The sequence below is a fragment of the Clostridium saccharoperbutylacetonicum N1-4(HMT) genome, from assembly GCF_000340885.1.
In the GTDB taxonomy this organism is placed as follows: domain Bacteria; phylum Bacillota; class Clostridia; order Clostridiales; family Clostridiaceae; genus Clostridium; species Clostridium saccharoperbutylacetonicum.
Genome location: NC_020291.1, coordinates 1983175 through 1999472, shown reverse-complemented (window position 1 = coordinate 1999472; position 16298 = coordinate 1983175). Strand labels below are relative to the sequence as shown.

Sequence of the window (16298 nt, the reverse complement as noted above, 5' to 3'; positions counted from 1 at the left end):
ATCTTAATTATTATAGGCTTGCTTTAAAGCTTTTAAAAATTGTTCAGGCTCTTGAGCCCCTGACACAGCATATTTATTATCAAAAACAAAATATGGAACACTGCTTATTCCTAGCTTCCTTGCTAAAGCTTCATCTTCTTTTACTTTAGCTTTTAAACTTTCTCCAGCTAACTGATTTTTCAAATCACTTATATCTAAGCCAGCCTTCTCTGCTAGTTCAAGTAGTTTTTCTTCATTACCTATATCTAAGCCTTCTTCAAAATATCCTTTAAAATAAAGGTCCACTAGCTCTGTTCCCTTTCCAACACTTTCAGCATATTTCGAAATTTCATGAGCTAATTGAGTGTTATTCAATTTCAATATATCGAATCTATAATTAAGACCAACTTCAGCAGCAGCCTTTGTGATTCTATCATTATTATCCTTAGCTTGTTCATAAGTAATATTGTACTTATCAGCTATAACTTGATGAATGTCTTTTCCTTTAACATCTTTCTGTGACATATTTAATTGGAAGCTTTTAAATATTATTTCAACTTCATCCTTATGTTCAAAAGCTGCTAATGCCTTTTCAAACTTCCTTTCACCCATATAGCAGAATGGACATACAAAATCAAACCAAATTTCTACTTTCATAATTTATTCTCTCCTTTTCATATCTATTTTTTCAATTAAGTCTTTAGTTATATCTATAAGAATTGTCTTCTGTAACATATACTTTTTGCACAATCTTGAAAATATAAACCTTTCAAAACAAAACGCCTTATAACATTAACTCTAGATGTAACAGCGTCAGTTACATCATGTTGTAATCATTATAGTTACATCGATTAATTTTGTCAATACTATATTCATATATTTTTTCATTTTAAATCCGACAAGTAATTTGGGAAATGTTAAAATATACTTGACTGTTTTTATGGTTGAAACTATAATAGTTACAACGAGGTGATAAAAATTGAAAATTAGTAGTCGATTTACTGTAGCTATTCACATATTATCAGTTTTAGCTATTCAAAAAGACGTACTTTGTACTTCTGAATTTATTGCAGGCAGTGTAAATACAAATCCTGTAGTAATTAGAAGAATAACTAGTATGTTAAAAAAAGCAGGTTTAATAAATGTAACTTCTGGAACTGGAGGTGCATCTATTAATAAGCCATTAAACGATATAACTTTACTTGAAATTTATAAAGCAGTTAACGTTGTAGATGAAGGAGGCATTTTTCAATTCAATGAAAATCCTAATCCAGATTGCCCTATCGGGAAAAATATTCAAAGCCTTCTTGAATTAGTGTTATTTAAAGCTCAAGATGCTATGGAAAATGTTCTATCTTCTGTTACACTTGAAAATTTAATTAAAGATCTAAATAATAAAATAAATAACGAAATTTAATTTTTTTATTTTTGTTGTAACTACTTTAGTTACAATAATTATAATATTATATTCAAATATATAGATCATTATTATGCACATAATAAAACAAAAATAAGTCAGTTAGAGTATTTATAATTTGAAATAAAAAAGGAGATAAAAAAATGAAAAATACAGCACTTTTAGTTATCGATGTTCAAAAGGCATTAGTAAAATTGAATCCTTTTGATATAAATGAAGTTATACATAACATAAAAAGCCTAATAAAAATATGTAGAGAAAATAATACAGAAGTGATTTTCGTTCAGCACAATGGAGAAATTGGGAGCATTCTAGAACCAAATTCAGATGGTTGGAATATTTATGATGAAATTAGTCCAAATAAAAATGAAAAGGTGCTGTCTAAAAATTACAATTCTGCATTTAGACAAACAGATTTAAAAGAATATTTAGACAGCAAAGATATAACTAATTTAATTATTACCGGTATGCAAACTGAATATTGCATAGATACTACTTGTAAAGTTGCTTTTGAATATGGTTTTAATATTATTACACCTGAAAAAACAAATACAACTTTTAATAATGGAAATATTTTGGCTAAAGACTTATATGATTATTATAACTTTACTATATTTAAAGATAGATTTACTACTGTAGAAAATCTAAATGATACAATAAAAAGATTAACAACTACAAATTAACCATAGTTACTTTTTTGCAGGCAATGCACTGTTATTGATAATCATTCATTCAAAATCATTTATAATATAAGTTGAGTAAAATTTCTTTCACAAAAAATTTTCAGCATTACTTTTAAAATAAATATTTTCCTGCTTGGGATAACGAATACTTTACATGTTGTTGAATATAATTAATCTAAATTCTTTACTATAATAAACTTACTATTAAAAATCAAGGAGTGATATTAACATGACTACAACAATTTATTATTTTTCTGGTACTGGAAATTGTTTAAAGGTTGCAAAAGATCTAAGTGAGCAATTAGAAGACTCTGAAATTATACAAATTTCCAAAAACACTATGTCCACTTCAGAAGACACTCAATCAGATAAAATAGGCTTTGTATTTCCTGTTTATTTTTCAGGAATACCTGTAATGGTGAAAAACTTTATAGAAAATTTGCACATCAATAAGAACACCTATGTTTTTGCTATATCAACTTTTGGAGGAACAGTCGGTACATCTCTTAATCAAATAAAAACCTTACTGAATAAGAAAGATATTAAATTATCTGCATCCTTTGGTATTTTATTACCAGGTAACGATCAGCTATTATATTCTCCTGCCTCAAAAGAAAAACAAGATAAACTTTTTAAAAATCAGCAAAATCAAATTTCTACAATAGCTTCAAACATAAAGGATAATCTACAGGTTGAATATAAGACTAATCCCATTATAAATACCTTGGGTAAATTGATATATAAAACTTTTAAACCCCAAAATATTGATAAGAACTTTTGGACTGATGAAAAATGTATAAGTTGTGGTATATGTTCCAAGGTCTGTCCTGCAAACAATATAGTTATGGATGAAGGAAAGCCAAAATGGGAGCATCACTGTGAATCTTGTCTTGCCTGTATGCAATGGTGTCCACAAAAATCTATACAATATAAAAAAGTAACTATAAGCAGAGACCGCTATCATAATCCAGACATAAAGGTAACTGAGTTAATTCAGAAATAACAAAACTCTAGATATGTATGGTAAAGTCGTGAATATTTAATAATTAATGAAGGCTGATTTCCTGCTAAAATATTTAAGCTTAAAATAATTATTTTGTAACATATATTAAGAAATTTCACAAAAAAGGAAGCATACTACAAATAATTTATAAGTATACTTCCCTTTTGAATTTAAATAACTATTCTAGCATTCTTCCCATGTTAATTTCATCATGATAGTTTCCATCTTTAAGTTTAAAAGCATTTTTCATAATCCCCCAAGTCTCAAAACCATACTTTTTATATAAATCAATGGCTTTTTCATTGTCTGAAAATACTCCCAGTTCAATCTGCTCATAACCAATTTGCTTTGCCTGCTCAATTACTTCTTTAATAAGTATATTTCCAATACCCTTATTCCAATACTTTTCCTTTATTGAAATTCCAAAGGCTGCTCTATGCCTAAGTTTAATATGATCTCTTATACAATTAAGTCCTACATTACCTGCAAGTTCATCATCAATAAATGCTGCAATCATAAGGTCTTGCTTACTGTTTAAACTTTCCTTAATAAATTCAATTTCTTTATCAGTTGTAATTTTAATTTCTTCTGGATATCTAACCATAAAATGTGTTTCTTCTGATGTCATTTTCAAATATTCAAGCATTTTTTCAGCATCAAGCTCATTAGGACTTCTTAATATACATCTTGTCCCATCTTTTAATTTGATTTCTTTTTCATTAAATTTCATGTAAGTCCCTCCAAATTCCAATTTATCATTAGATTATAACATATTTTGTAAACATTGCTATATTTAATATTATTCTTGTCCCAAATTCCTTTTACACTCCCCACAAACAAGCACAGCTTTGTATCTCAAAATATCTTTTTCACTTCCACAAAAAATGCATCCCCTACTATATTTTTTAACAACAATTTCATTATTAACCTTTACTATTTCTAGTGGCTCTCCTTCCTTTATTCCTAATACCTTTCTAATTTCCTTTGGTATTACAAGTCTCCCCACATTGTCAAGGTTTCTAACCATTCCTGATTCTCTCATATTCAAAATCTCCTTTTCATAATATATTACAATTGTCAATTAAATTGACAATACATTCAAACATATTCAAATTCTATTCTCAATTATCGATTATCAATTGGGCCTTACAGCTCCAAAATTGATCACTGACCAGCGACAATTGACCATTTATAATTGCTCATCTAAGCCTATAATTATTCCAAATCCCCTTCTCAATTTCAACTAAATAATCCTTGCACATTTCATATATCCTTGACCCTACCCCTTCATCAAAAGCTAATAATCTATCAATAGAAAATTCACTGCTAACTATGATTGGCAGGAAGTTTAGATATCTATAATTTATAATTTCAAACATTATGTTAATATCACTTTCATTGATTTTTCCTTTAAAAAGATCATCAATAAGTAATACTTCACACAATTGATATTTTGATATCATTTTTCTATAGTATTCTTGATCAAGCATATTTTGTTTTACCTTTGTGATTATATCTCTATAAGGCATGTACACAACTTTTATTTTTTGCTTTAGGAAATTTAATGCAATAGCAATACTAATATGTGTTTTTCCACTTCCAACTTGACCACATAATAAAATACTATTTCTTCTTCTATCCTTAATTTCATCAAAGTCACTACAATACGATGCTGCAGTTTCCTTTAATCTTTCAGCTTCTTTATTCCAAACCTCAAAATTAGAAAAGGTATTTTTACCATGTTCTACATTGATTCCAGAATAAGTCCACTCACTTTTCAACTTCTCTATCATCCTGCATTCGCAACTTATTGCAAGAGTCTGTCTATTCTTCTGTGGTACTAAAATCCAGCCAGTATCTGAACATTTCTCGCATTTATATAAGGTTCGCCTCTGCCCACTTTCGTTTGGCTTCTGTAAGTTTTTTTGGTTCTTTTGGTTTGAATCCTGTAAATTCATTTTTATCCGCTGTGCTATTCTTTCCAGCGCTTCTAAACCCATTTTTCTTTACCTCCACCTTATCCTCTGGATACCCTTCCCGTCTCCAATTTTTTAATATACCAATAGCATACTTTATGTCTGGACAATTTTTCTCAAAGCTAACATCCATAGCCATCTTAACCCACTTTTCTCCATGAATATCAATAGCTGATCTTAGTGCAACGTAGTCACAACCTCCAACTTTCCCTGTTATTTTTTCATGATAATGCATAAGCTCTAAAGCTTTAAGATTTATATCCGCTTCTTCTACAGCTTCATTTTTAGTATTATTATGCTGCTCAAAGATACTAGAATGACCTGTTGCTTTATCACAAGCTGAGGTTTTATTATTTAAATCACAAGCATTATTTTTATTACTCTCTATGTTTTTATCTTTATCTATCTCTTTTTTCTCATTCTTATTCTTTTTCTTATTCTCTATCTCTTTCTTATTCTGTTTCGTTACTATAACGTTACTTTTATTTTGTGTAACGTTACTAGTATTTTTAGTAACAGTACAATTATTATTAGCAGTTTCAGCACTGATATTACTAACTGATTCATTAGTATGAGTATTAGTTTTATCATCACTAACAGCATTTTCATAAGCTTCTTCACTAGTTTCTAAATTTTCTAATACCTCATTTTCATCTAAGTCTTTATTTTCTCCTAAATCTATATCTTCTTCTAATGCTTCATCTTTATAAGTTTCTTCCTTATTGCTTTTAGTTGCATTCTTCTCTGATTTTTTCTTTTCTCTATGAGCTTCAGCTATTTTTCTATTTTGTTCACGAACTCTTTCCATTCCCTCTATGTTTTGATGCTTGTCCCAGTTTACAATTCTGATTATTTTATCAGAATCTATTTCAATCATCCCAAGACGTAATAATGTTTTTAATGCAAGTTTTATAGATGCTAAAGGCCTAGAAAATATTACAGCAAGCATTGTATCAGTATATGGCATATCCTCTGATAAGAAAACTGCCCCATCAGCATTAGTCTTAGCTGCTTGTATAAGTAATCTTATCCATAAATAGTGAACTGTATCTCTCTCTGGCATTTCATCTATTAACTTCATTCTTTCATCATCAGGCATACCAGTAGCTAATTTAATCCATTTAATATCTGCCATAACTTTCACGCTCCCACATATAAAATATTTCAATTTTGAATATAATTGCTTCAATTTAGAAAATATTATACTTATTTTTCTTATTAAATTCATGCGATAATTTAAATTCAGTCTATATATTTCTATGTTCTAATGATATTTTTTAAGCCATTCTAGTAATAAATCTCTATTTATCAATACTTTTGCTCCTACTTTAAAATAAGGAAAGTCAGTATTAGGCTTATTTATTAACTCTCTTATTTCTTCTTTACTAACATTTATAAACTCTGCACATTCTAAAACCGTAAGTGTCTTTCTATTCAAGTAAGAATTTTTAATAACATCATGAAGTTTATTAAATAGTATTTCTTCTTCATTCACCATATGTCACCTCTCATGCTGATTTAACTTCATCAATACTCTTTTCATAAATTTTCTTAACTTTTCTATTTCTAATATGTCAACTTCACACTTACCATTTTCAATATTACTAAACTGCATTCTAATGATATGAAGTTTTTCTGCAGCCTTATAAGCCTTTATCCACATTTCTTTTCTCATTTTTTAAAATCCCTTCTCAATCCTCCTCGACTCAATTGTAAATATATTACATTTAAATGTAAAGTACTTTTTTAAAATAATTTTCACTTTTTAAAATTTATTTTCTTTATTGAAATTTTAAAATTATATCCCTCTAATTTCTAATTTAAAAGTATCATTTTTAGATACCTTTTCAGAAAATTACATCTACCAAAAATATTTTTCCATTTATTTGAAATATATATTTTACAAATTTGTAAAGCTGTTTTATAATTTAATTATAATTTAAAATACACAATTGCTTACAACACTATATCAAAGATATAATTTACATCAAATGTTCTTATATTTTAGAACAAAATAGGCAAATTATAGACTACCTTGCGTATATGTAGTCTATGTATAAAATAAGTAAAATCAAGTAGTATACAAGCAAGTACACTAGATATATAAAGGAGATAAGCATATGTTTAATGAACGCTTAGAAAAATTTCGAAAAGAGCTAAAGCTAAGAAGAAAAGAAATGGCAGCTAAACTCGAGGTTAGCGAAAGTTATTATAGCTTAATTGAAAGCGGAAAAAGAAATCCCTCAAAAAATTTTATTGAAAAGGTAGTTTTAATAAGCGAATCCCCTGAGGAATACTGGATATATGGAATAAAGAAAGAAGACTATGTAAATACTAGAGATGATTTTAAATCGCTAAAAAAATCTCTAGATGCTATTCTTGATCTGGGTTCAATTAAAGATATTGACGAAATATTTGATCAAGATAACATGCCTAAAGACTCACTTGGCAAATTATTAATTGCAGCCTTAAAAGCAGATATGAAATACATGATTGAAAAAAGACAAAGATAAATATATTTTAAAACACTAATGAGCTTAAAGCTTGATTAAATCACCCCTTAAGCTCGTATATTCAAAAAATCAAACTTTTTGATTACCTACAGACCATACTTTCTTCTCAGTGCTTGTGGAAATAGTATTCTGCGACATAACTCCAACTAATCTATGTGGTACATATGGCTCTTCAAGATACTTTATTTCTTCATCAGTTAATTTTAATTTTACGGCATTAACTGCCCCTTCCACATGATGAAGCTTAGTAGTTCCAACTACAGGTGATGCAACCTTTGTTAATAACCATGCTAAAGAAATTTCTGTCATCGAAACATTCTTCTCCTTTGCAAGTTCTGATACACGATTAATGATTACATTATCATATTCAGCCATTTCATCATATTTAAATTTTGCATATGTGTCTTGTTCCAAACGTTTAGACGTTTCCTCTGGATGCTTTGCCAATCTTCCACTAGCAAGTGCACTATAAGGAGTCATAGCTATGTTATCTTCTCTGCAAAGTTGTGACATTTCTCTTTCTTCCTCACGGAATATAAGATTATAATGTCCTTGAATAGAAATAAATTTGGAAAAGCCTTCTTTTTCAGCCATAGCATTTGCTTTTGCAAGTTGCCATGCAAAGCAATTTGAAATTCCAATATAACGAGCTTTACCTGATTTTACTGCGTTATTCAAACCCTCTAATATATAATATAGAGGTGTTTGATAATCCCACATATGATATATATATAGATCTACATAATCCATCCCTAAATTTTGAAGACTTTTATCTAGCATTTTTTCAATATGCTGTTGCCCAGAAATGCCTTGTTCTATTTCTTCAACAGTTCTAGGAAGAAACTTTGTTGCTATTACGACATCCTCTCTTTTCGTAAAATCTTTAATTGCCTTACCTAAATATTTTTCGCTAGTACCACTTTGATAACCTATTGCTGTATCAAAAAAATTTATTCCAAGCTCAAGACCTCTTTTTATAATTTTTCTAGAATTTTCTTCATCAATTGTCCAGCTATGCTGACCATTGCTTGCATCTCCAAATCCCATACATCCCATACAAATTCGTGATACATTCAAATCTGAGTTTCCTAATTTTACATATTCCATTTTCATCTTACTCCTTTGAAATTTAATTATTCTTCAGATATAGATATACAATTTTTAAGCTTACTATTTGAATATTCCAATAAGCTTTTTTTATAATCCTAAATCCGTCATCCATTCTTTAATGTTTTCTATTGTTACTCCTGCACTAAATCTTTTTCCTGAAATCCAATTAGCAGAAGGATTGCAACCTTCCTTTAATATCTTGTCACTATTACCTAGACCACTACCACCTGAAGTAAAAAAAGTAACTACTGTCTTTCCTGAAAAATCGTAACTTTCTATAAAAGTGTTAATAATTGTTGGTGCTATATACCACCAAATTGGAAATCCTACAAATACAACATCATATTCATCAAAATTATCCACCTTATAAGCTATGGATGGTCTTGAATTAGGATCATTCATTTCTATACTACTGCGGCTATTCTTATTATTCCAATTTAAATCTTCCCTTGTATATGGAGCTTCTGGCTTTATTTCATATAAATCCGCTCCTGCAGCTATTGAAATTTTTTCAGCAACCTTTTTTGTAACACCACTTACTGAAAAGTAAGTTACTAATGTTTTACTCATAATTTCATCTCCTTGCTTTATTTATACTTAAATAATCCTTACGCTTTTAGAATAGTCCCTTAACTCAACTTAATGTCAATATATTTTTTCATTTTTTTAAAACACATTTCCAAATACTATTTTATTTTGAAATACGCTCCTTATTACTTCATCTATTTTACTGATGTTCCATGTAAAAAGACTAATAAATCCACGGCTCATCTGTAATTTATACAAATGGTCGTGGATTTATTATTGATGCTATACTTTAACTAAGAAAGTTTATGATTTCAATTAAAATTATGATTTATAATTTCAATTAGTTTAAATTCTTGATTTTCATACTCAAATTTTAATATACAGCAGTTCCCAATTCTTTCTTTTTGATCAACAGAACTTGTATAAGCCCAATATCTCATGAAATTCCTACAAGCTGCTCCATGGGAAACTGCCAAAACTATTTCATTATCTTCTTCCATTATTTTTTTGCAGGTATCAGCAATTCTCTTTTGAAATTCTTTTTCTTCTTCTCCACCATACTTAGCGAAGAAGTCACCATAAGGAATCGGTGGGTTTAAGTCTTCACTTTCTCCTTCAAATGTTCCAAAATTCCATTCTTTTAAACCTTTCAATCTTTTATAAGGTATATCAGTAACTATTTCTAAAGTATCACATGCTCTTTCAGAAGTTGAACTATAGGCATGATCAAATGTAATATTGTTATCTTCAAAATACTTTGCTGCAACTTTTGCTTGCTTAATTCCTAATTCAGTAAGTGGTGAATCACAGAATCCTTGAACCTTTCTTCTAAGATTAAACATCGTTTGTCCATGTCTAATTAAATATAATATCTTTTTCATATGTTACTCTCCTACATCCCTAGATTTAAAAAATTATATTCTCTTTCTTCTAAAAAATTTTCAGTAAATGCAATTAATAATAATATAGCAAATATAATAGAATAAGCAATATTATGATTTTCTTACGTTTTCTTTCATATACTTTTTTCTGTAATACCTAGTCTACCCATACTTCCTTAGCTAAGTTAAATGTAGCCCACGCATTTGGCCACCCAATATAAAATGCTAGATGCGTTATAATTTCAGCAATTTCTTCTGCAGTAACTCCATTATTTTTTGCATTTGTCAAATGATATTTTAGAGAGTTATCAAAAATTCCTTTTGTCATTAAGGCTGTCACTGTAATTACACTACGATCTCTAAGTGATAATTTATCCTCACGAGCCCAAACCTCACCAAATAAAACATCATCATTTAATTCTGCAAATTTAGGTGCAAATGCGCCAAGTGAATCTCTTCCAGCTGTTTGTTTTTTCATAATTGTAACTATTCCTTTCTATATAAATCCACTATTAATTCTATCAAATCATTTAGTCTTTATTTTAATTTCATATATTCCTCATCTGTTACAGGTTCACACCATTCATTTGAAGCACCTTCCACTGGAACTGATAATGATAAGTGTGCAAAAGCTTCATCTTGTACAGCACCATGCCAATGTTTAATTTCAGGTGCAATGTATACTACATCTCCGCTCTTTATAGCTTGTGGTTCTTTACCTAACTCTTGATACCAGCCACGACCTCCTACACAGATTAATATCTGTCCATCTCCATGATGAATATGCCAATTATTACGGCATCCTGGTTCAAATGTAACGTTAGCAATAAACGCTTCCTTGGTGTTTAAAACACCTAAATAACTTTTTCCAATAAAATATGGTGCATAAGCAGTATTTTCTTCTCCAAGTAAAAAGTCAGATACCTTTTCTAATTCTTTTCTATCCATTTTTATCTCTCCATTTCCTATTTATAATTTTTACAAATCCTTTATAAGCTAAATTGGTAAGCCACAAAAAAGCTCCATAAGCTTCCTTTTATGGCACACATTTATCCAAGAAGACTGTATGTAGATTTTTTTAACAAATCTACATACAGTCTCAAATTTTATGCAATAATGAAAATGTCTATTTCCTTAGAACTTTAGCCTTATTTAGTATAAATAAAATAACAGTTAACCCAAATCACGTGAAGGCAAATGTTCTAATCCTACTAGAGTAATTACATTTTATATGTATAGACTATTCTTCCAATCACAAATAAATGTTAATACATCAATGCCTTGAACTCTTATTCATTCACATTTTCTTTGATATAAGCTGTAAGTTTTTCTACTGACATTCCATTTTCAGCTAATAATTCTACTGGATTAAAATCTGTATGGAACTCTTTAGAAATACCAACGTTTTTCACTTTCATTGTACTATCCCCATAGAAAGATGCAACATTTTGGCCATATCCACCAATAAGCTCACCATCTTCTAAAGTAATTACTAATTGGTGATCTGTTTTTAAAGAATTTAATAGTGCTTCATCTAATCCTGTTAAGAATCTAGGATTAATTACTGTAATTTCCATACCAGTCTCTTCTTTAAGTTTCTTTTCAGTATCAATAGCCATCTGTAACATCGGTCCAACTGCAATAATTGCTACTTTAGATCCTTGCTTTTCAACCTTATTTTTATTGTAATCTGAATAATCTGTTGTATCAGGTACACCAGTTACAGACAGCATTCCTGGTACTCTGATTCCAACTGGATGTTCTTTTTGAGTTGTTGCAAATTTAAACATTTGCTGATATTCTTCTTTACTTGTTGGTGCAAGATATATTAAATTTGGAATGTGTGCAAACATCTGTATATCACATAAAGCAATATGAGTATTTGTATTCATACCGTATACTCCTGGCATAAGTACAAGGAATGTTGCTGGATTATCATTTAGGCACAAGTCATGAGACATCTGATCATAAGTTCTTTGGAAAAATGGAGCAAACGTTCCAAATACAGGTGTTCCACCATTTTTTGCAATACCACTACTCATTGCAACCGCATTTTCTTCTGCAATTCCTACATCTATAAATTGTCCTCTTTCAACATACTCTTCACGAACACCTGGAACAAATCCAAGACCCATTGGTGTTCCCGCATTTAATACAACAGCTTTATCATTATTATCTAGAAGCTCTTTTAAACTTTCGAATACAGTGTTGTCACTTACCCAGCCACCACCTTTAGGTGATCCATCTTCTACATTAAATGGTCCTCCAGAATGCCATCCTTCATGGTTAGCTTCTGCATATGAAAGTCCTTTTCCTTTTATAGTGTGAATATGTAAAACAATCGGATGATCAATTCCTTTTACGCTTTCAAAGAATTCTACTAACTTTGCAACATCATGGCCTTCTTCTAAATATCTGTAATCAAGACCAAATGCAGTAAACATGTTTTCAGAACTAGCTCCATTTGTTTCTCTTAATTTTCGTAACGTCTTATATATACCACCATGATTTTCAGCGATACTCTGGTCATTATCATTTACAATAATTATCAGATTATTATTATATTCTCCTGCATAATCAAGAGCTTCTAAAGCTTCGCCTCCTGAAAGGGAACCATCTCCAATGATTGCAATTATATTTTCTTCTTCTTTTTTCAAATCTCTCCCTTTTGCTAAACCTAATGCTAATGAAACAGATGTTGAGGTATGACCTATTGTAAAGAAATCATGCTCACTTTCTAAGGGATTAGTATAACCACTTACGTCAGCAAAATGTGCTGGATCTGTAAAAGCTTCCTTTCTTCCAGTAAGAATCTTGTGTGGATAACTTTGATGGGAAACATCAAATACAAATTTATCCTTTGGTGAATCAAAAACATAGTGCATGGCAACGCTCATTTCCACCATTCCAAGGTTTGGCCCACTGTGCCCACCTGCATTACTAATTTTATTAATTAATGCTGCTCTAGTTTCATATGCTAGCACTTTTAATTCTTCAATTTTTAACTTTTTAATATCCATAGGTGAATTTATTTTTTCTAAAAACATATTTTATTATCTCCTTATTATTTAATTTGGGCAGGCATTTGACCATCGCCACACTCCCATGAGTTTATCACTTCTCTTTTACTATAAACCCTTGAGTTAACTCTAAGTCAATAATTATTTTTACATTATTTTATATATACAATTATGTAGCACTAGAATTAAATAACTTTAAAATTCTTCCACTTACCGCCCTTAAATCGAAAGATGTAAATAATAGATCGAAGCAGCCAATCTCCCCCCATAGCTATCCATATTCCAACAACGCCCATATTAAATACAATTCCTAAAATGTATCCAAAGGATATACGTAAAATAAACATAGAACTGATTGAAATGACCATAGTAAAACGTACGTCTCCTGCTGCACGAAGTCCATTTGAAAGAGTAAACGAAACTGGCCATAAAAATATTGCAAAACAATTATGTATAACTACAAGAATATATGTTAATTTAGTTACTTCCTCAGACAGAGTATATAAGCTTAGTATCCAAGGCAGCATTAAAATTTGTGCTAAACTAATACATATTGTTCCTATATATGTAATCTTTATTATTTTTTTTGTGTAGTAATCTGCTTGCTTGTAATCCCCCGCACCAACACATTGGCCTATAACTGTAACTATTGCAAGATTCATAGCTGTTGCAAAACTTATAGATATTCCTACCAAACTGTTTGTAATTCCATTTGCAGCAATCTGATCTGTTCCAAACAATGCTATAATACTGATTAAAAGGACTCGTCCTAATTGAACAATTCCATTTTCTATCCCATTAGGAATAGCTATATTTAAAATCTTTTTAATCATTTCTCCATTCCAAGAAAAAATTTCTCTAAAACTTATAAAAATCTGATTCTTCTTATTTAGAGATAAACATACCATAATTATTGCAGCTACTAAACGTGCAAGGATTGATGAAACTCCAACACTTACCACTCCAGCATGTAACATAAATATTCCAATAGCATTCCAAACTAAATTAGTTAAATTCATAATAATAGAAACAATCATAGGAACACGTGAATTTCCCATAGAACGAAACAATGCAGCACCAGAATCATATATAGCTAAAAACGGATATGATAACGCAGATAAAACAAAATATGTGATTGCAGCATTCATTACATCGACTTCCACATTACCAAATAAAATCTGTAATAATGGTTTATGAAAGAGAATTACTCCTAATGTAATTCCTACAGAAATAATTGAAGATATTGTGATTAATTGACTTGCCGCATTGCATGCTTGTCCTTTATCTTTATGTCCAATATATTGAGAAACTATAACCGCGCCACCTGTAGTAAGTGCAGCTAATACATTAATTAGAAGCATATTTATCATATCTACTAATGAAACACCAGAAACAGCAGCTTCTCCAGCATAAGAAACCATCATTGTAGCAATTATCCCAACAAGTATAATTAGAAGCTGATCTAAAAATATTGGAATAATTAATTTCCTAAGAGCTTGATTCGAAAACATAAAAGCACCTCAACTTCCGTATCAAATAAAATTCTTTCTATATTCAAAAGTATAACATTTGATTTTTTCTACGACTAATGCTTATATTTCATTTTAATTATGCTTAAAAGGCATTGTTAAAATAAAATGTATATATAAATCATATATACAAATAAGAGGATAGTTTTTTAATTTTAAACCATCCTCTTAGAAGTCTTTTTCTCAAAATCAAGCTATAATGAACTTAGTAAAAAGTCAAATAAATTGTTTTTATATTTAATAATATTTATACCTAATTATGTTCAACTATTTGTACTTCAATACCATCTGGATCCTCTACAAATAAAAATATAGTCCCTGGTTTTGGTGAAATTGGTCCCCTTTTTATTGAAATATTATTATTTTTTAAAAGTTCCATTGCTTCATCAAGAGATTTAACTTGAAAACCAATTGAAAGTCTCTCAGCTTTAGCTGGAATATTTAGTTTCTTATTATGTATCAATTCTAATTTTGTTCCGTCCTTTTCTCCAAGCATCACAATTTCAAGATCTTCTCCTGCATTGAATTTTTCAAAAATCTCCAATCCAATTACCTCATGGTAAAATTTTAATGATTTCTCCATATTACTTACATTTAATGTTATCCAGCAAAAATTCATAATTATCTCCTCCTATTTTCTCTATTTACTTCACAAAATTATTCACTCCAATAATATAACTACGATAGAATTTATACAAGTACTCTTTTTTTATATACGTAGTACGAAAAAACATACTATATATCTGATTTAATATCTGATGGTTAAAACTTTACTTTCTTTCTGATAAAAGCTGTCCGCAAAATCCAATATTATCTTGTTCATTTTCCTTTAATAAAACTATAAAAGCTTGCTCAGGCACTTTCATAAGCCTTGATGCAATTCCTGTAAGTTCCTTTACTAATTCACTCTTTTGCTCTTTATTTAATTTTCCTGCTTCTACTGTTATAACTGGCATATTCATTTCTCCTTCTTCTTTATATACTTTTAATTAGGCTAATGGACTTATTATTTTTTTGATTAGTCCTTATTATATAGATTTTCCTAATTCATATGCTTGAGTTGGGAAATTAGTTTGTTCAAGCACTTCTCTTACAGGACATCCTGTTGCAAATAACTTTCCTGCATCTTCCCAATTCATAAAACCAAGTATAGCTTCATAAGTTTTTTCTAAGCCTTCCATTGTTGAAGCATCCTCACCATATGCAGATGCAATAATCATTGCTTTTTTATTTCCTGATAATTTAGCATTATTTCCATGGAATCTATCTACAACTGCCTTTATTTGCGCAGACATTGTGTAATAATATATTGGTGTTACAAGCACTACCATATCTGACTCTATTATTTTTCCATACCAAGCATTCATATCATCTCTACGTACACATTCTCCATCATGGATTGCACAGTATTCACATGCTAAACATGGTTTTACATCTTCAAATGCTGAATCAAAACGAAATACTTCATGTCCTGATTCTTTAGCTCCTTCAATAAATTTATCTGCTAATAAAGCTGATGTACCCTTCTTATGTGGACTTCCTGTAATAACTGTTACCTTCATTTTGACTCTCCTTCTAAATTAAAAATTATATTTTTACAATTAATTGTATTTGTTTTTCATCGATATATTAACTATAAAACCTTAACTCAAGTCAAGG

Annotated in this window: 21 protein-coding genes; 4 read left to right on the top strand and 17 right to left on the bottom strand. The window is 29.7% G+C overall.

Going from position 1 to position 16298, the window contains the following annotated elements:
- Positions 1-3 precede the first annotated feature (3 nt).
- Entirely contained in the window at positions 4-636 is a 633-nt protein-coding gene (locus tag CSPA_RS08850; protein ID WP_015391901.1) for a DsbA family oxidoreductase, read from the bottom strand.
- 322 nt (positions 637-958) lie between these two features.
- Between CSPA_RS08850 and CSPA_RS08845 the strand changes: the two genes are divergently transcribed.
- The 3 genes from CSPA_RS08845 (at position 959) to CSPA_RS08835 (ending at position 3082) form a co-directional block, all read left to right on the top strand.
- The gene (locus CSPA_RS08845; RefSeq protein WP_015391900.1) at positions 959-1396 is read left to right on the top strand and encodes an Rrf2 family transcriptional regulator; all 438 of its coding nucleotides are present in this window, start codon (positions 959-961) and stop codon (positions 1394-1396) included.
- Between the two features lie 143 nt (positions 1397-1539).
- Positions 1540-2079 (top strand): cysteine hydrolase family protein, encoded by a 540-nt coding sequence (locus CSPA_RS08840; RefSeq protein WP_015391899.1) that lies wholly within the window; start codon positions 1540-1542, stop codon positions 2077-2079.
- Between the two features lie 229 nt (positions 2080-2308).
- The gene (locus CSPA_RS08835) at positions 2309-3082 is read left to right on the top strand and encodes an EFR1 family ferrodoxin (RefSeq protein WP_015391898.1); all 774 of its coding nucleotides are present in this window, start codon (positions 2309-2311) and stop codon (positions 3080-3082) included.
- Positions 3083-3260: 178 nt separating this feature from the next.
- Here the strand turns inward: CSPA_RS08835 and CSPA_RS08830 are convergent, their stop codons facing one another.
- The 6 genes from CSPA_RS08830 to CSPA_RS30030 all read right to left on the bottom strand — a co-directional run bounded on the left by CSPA_RS08830 (position 3261) and on the right by CSPA_RS30030 (position 6733).
- Positions 3261-3812 carry a GNAT family N-acetyltransferase gene (locus CSPA_RS08830; RefSeq protein WP_015391897.1) on the bottom strand — a complete coding sequence of 184 codons (552 nt, stop codon included), beginning with the start codon at positions 3810-3812 and terminating at the stop codon, positions 3261-3263.
- A gap of 69 nt (positions 3813-3881) precedes the next feature.
- Entirely contained in the window at positions 3882-4124 is a 243-nt protein-coding gene (locus CSPA_RS08825) for an AbrB/MazE/SpoVT family DNA-binding domain-containing protein (protein ID WP_015391896.1), read from the bottom strand.
- Between the two features lie 157 nt (positions 4125-4281).
- Entirely contained in the window at positions 4282-4875 is a 594-nt protein-coding gene (locus tag CSPA_RS08820) for an ATP-binding protein (RefSeq protein WP_035280945.1), read from the bottom strand.
- A gap of 82 nt (positions 4876-4957) precedes the next feature.
- Positions 4958-6193 carry a phage replisome organizer N-terminal domain-containing protein gene (locus tag CSPA_RS08815; RefSeq protein ID WP_015391894.1) on the bottom strand — a complete coding sequence of 412 codons (1236 nt, stop codon included), beginning with the start codon at positions 6191-6193 and terminating at the stop codon, positions 4958-4960.
- Between the two features lie 129 nt (positions 6194-6322).
- Entirely contained in the window at positions 6323-6556 is a 234-nt protein-coding gene (locus CSPA_RS08810) for an excisionase family DNA-binding protein (RefSeq protein ID WP_015391893.1), read from the bottom strand.
- Positions 6557-6559: 3 nt separating this feature from the next.
- The gene (locus tag CSPA_RS30030) at positions 6560-6733 is read right to left on the bottom strand and encodes a hypothetical protein (protein ID WP_015391892.1); all 174 of its coding nucleotides are present in this window, start codon (positions 6731-6733) and stop codon (positions 6560-6562) included.
- A 445-nt stretch (positions 6734-7178) separates the two neighbouring features.
- Between CSPA_RS30030 and CSPA_RS08805 the strand changes: the two genes are divergently transcribed.
- Entirely contained in the window at positions 7179-7571 is a 393-nt protein-coding gene (locus CSPA_RS08805; RefSeq protein WP_015391891.1) for a helix-turn-helix domain-containing protein, read from the top strand.
- Between the two features lie 69 nt (positions 7572-7640).
- On the opposite strand, the gene CSPA_RS08800 is transcribed toward CSPA_RS08805, so the two are convergent.
- From CSPA_RS08800 to CSPA_RS08755, 10 genes are all read right to left on the bottom strand, one after another.
- Positions 7641-8678 carry an aldo/keto reductase gene (locus CSPA_RS08800; RefSeq protein ID WP_015391890.1) on the bottom strand — a complete coding sequence of 346 codons (1038 nt, stop codon included), beginning with the start codon at positions 8676-8678 and terminating at the stop codon, positions 7641-7643.
- Positions 8679-8768: 90 nt separating this feature from the next.
- Positions 8769-9251: a flavodoxin gene (locus CSPA_RS08795; protein WP_015391889.1), complete on the bottom strand. Its 483-nt coding sequence runs from the start codon at positions 9249-9251 to the stop codon at positions 8769-8771.
- A 269-nt stretch (positions 9252-9520) separates the two neighbouring features.
- On the bottom strand, positions 9521-10090 hold the full coding sequence (locus tag CSPA_RS08790; protein ID WP_015391888.1) for a histidine phosphatase family protein: 570 nt from the start codon (positions 10088-10090) through the stop codon (positions 9521-9523).
- Between the two features lie 157 nt (positions 10091-10247).
- On the bottom strand, positions 10248-10568 hold the full coding sequence (locus tag CSPA_RS08785; protein ID WP_015391887.1) for a carboxymuconolactone decarboxylase family protein: 321 nt from the start codon (positions 10566-10568) through the stop codon (positions 10248-10250).
- Between the two features lie 59 nt (positions 10569-10627).
- Positions 10628-11038 carry a cupin domain-containing protein gene (locus CSPA_RS08780; protein WP_015391886.1) on the bottom strand — a complete coding sequence of 137 codons (411 nt, stop codon included), beginning with the start codon at positions 11036-11038 and terminating at the stop codon, positions 10628-10630.
- Between the two features lie 341 nt (positions 11039-11379).
- On the bottom strand, positions 11380-13137 hold the full coding sequence (locus CSPA_RS08775; RefSeq protein ID WP_015391885.1) for a 1-deoxy-D-xylulose-5-phosphate synthase: 1758 nt from the start codon (positions 13135-13137) through the stop codon (positions 11380-11382).
- Between the two features lie 158 nt (positions 13138-13295).
- The gene (locus CSPA_RS08770) at positions 13296-14621 is read right to left on the bottom strand and encodes an MATE family efflux transporter (protein ID WP_015391884.1); all 1326 of its coding nucleotides are present in this window, start codon (positions 14619-14621) and stop codon (positions 13296-13298) included.
- A 271-nt stretch (positions 14622-14892) separates the two neighbouring features.
- Complete coding sequence (locus CSPA_RS08765) at positions 14893-15258, bottom strand: VOC family protein (protein ID WP_015391883.1); 366 nt, start codon at positions 15256-15258, stop codon at positions 14893-14895.
- 151 nt (positions 15259-15409) lie between these two features.
- The gene (gene dmpI / locus CSPA_RS08760) at positions 15410-15595 is read right to left on the bottom strand and encodes a 4-oxalocrotonate tautomerase DmpI (RefSeq protein WP_015391882.1); all 186 of its coding nucleotides are present in this window, start codon (positions 15593-15595) and stop codon (positions 15410-15412) included.
- Positions 15596-15667: 72 nt separating this feature from the next.
- Complete coding sequence (locus CSPA_RS08755) at positions 15668-16201, bottom strand: flavodoxin family protein (protein ID WP_015391881.1); 534 nt, start codon at positions 16199-16201, stop codon at positions 15668-15670.
- Between the last annotated feature and the right edge of the window lie 97 nt (positions 16202-16298).